The 1,344-nt window shown below is 57.3% G+C and carries 1 rRNA gene; it reads left to right on the top strand.

Annotation, left to right across the window (positions count from 1 at the left end):
• Positions 1-1,315, top strand: a 16S ribosomal RNA gene (locus HMPREF3092_RS10370); the annotation flags it as partial.
• Positions 1,316-1,344: the final 29 nt, after the last annotated feature.

Below are 1,344 nucleotides of genomic sequence, written 5' to 3'. Positions count from 1 at the left end.
TTTTTCGGTTGGGGATGGGCTCGCGGCCTATCAGTTTGTTGGTGGGGTAATGGCCTACCAAGACGACGACGGGTAGCCGGCCTGAGAGGGCGACCGGCCACACTGGGACTGAGACACGGCCCAGACTCCTACGGGAGGCAGCAGTGGGGAATATTGCACAATGGGGGAAACCCTGATGCAGCGACGCCGCGTGGGGGATGACGGCCTTCGGGTTGTAAACCTCTTTCAGTAGGGAAGAAGCCTTTGGGTGACGGTACCTGCAGAAGAAGTACCGGCTAACTACGTGCCAGCAGCCGCGGTAATACGTAGGGTACAAGCGTTGTCCGGAATTATTGGGCGTAAAGAGCTCGTAGGTGGTTTGTCGCGTCTGCTGTGGAATCGTGCCGCTTAACGGTGCGCGTGCAGTGGGTACGGGCAGACTGGAGTGCAGTAGGGGAGTCTGGAATTCCTGGTGTAGCGGTGAAATGCGCAGATATCAGGAGGAACACCGGTGGCGAAGGCGGGACTCTGGGCTGTTACTGACGCTGAGGAGCGAAAGCATGGGGAGCGAACAGGATTAGATACCCTGGTAGTCCATGCCGTAAACGTTGGGAACTAGGTGTGGGGTCCATTCCACGGATTCCGCGCCGTAGCTAACGCATTAAGTTCCCCGCCTGGGGAGTACGGCCGCAAGGCTAAAACTCAAAGGAATTGACGGGGGCCCGCACAAGCGGCGGAGCATGCGGATTAATTCGATGCAACGCGAAGAACCTTACCAAGGCTTGACATGCACTGGAATCGCCTAGAGATAGGTGCGCCCTTCGGGGCTGGTGTACAGGTGGTGCATGGTTGTCGTCAGCTCGTGTCGTGAGATGTTGGGTTAAGTCCCGCAACGAGCGCAACCCTCGTTCTATGTTGCCAGCACGTGATGGTGGGAACTCATAGGAGACTGCCGGGGTCAACTCGGAGGAAGGTGGGGATGACGTCAAATCATCATGCCCTTTATGTCTTGGGCTTCACGCATGCTACAATGGTCGGTACAGAGGGTGGCGATGCCGTGAGGTGGAGCGAATCCCTTAAAGCCGGTCTCAGTTCGGATCGTAGTCTGCAACTCGACTACGTGAAGTCGGAGTCGCTAGTAATCGCAGATCAGCAACGCTGCGGTGAATACGTTCCCGGGCCTTGTACACACCGCCCGTCAAGTCACGAAAGTCGGTAACACCCGAAGCCGGTGGCCTAACCCTTGTGGGGGGAGCCGTCGAAGGTGGGACCGGTGATTGGGACTAAGTCGTAACAAGGTAGCCGTACCGGAAGGTGCGGCTGGATCACCTCCTTTCTAAGGAGCAACACATACAAACACACTCC

This window comes from Brevibacterium sp. HMSC24B04, assembly GCF_001806835.1.
In the GTDB taxonomy this organism is placed as follows: Bacteria; Actinomycetota; Actinomycetes; order Actinomycetales; family Brevibacteriaceae; genus Brevibacterium; species Brevibacterium ravenspurgense.
Note: the sequence above shows the minus strand (reverse complement) of the source record. Positions and strands in the feature narration are given on the sequence as shown.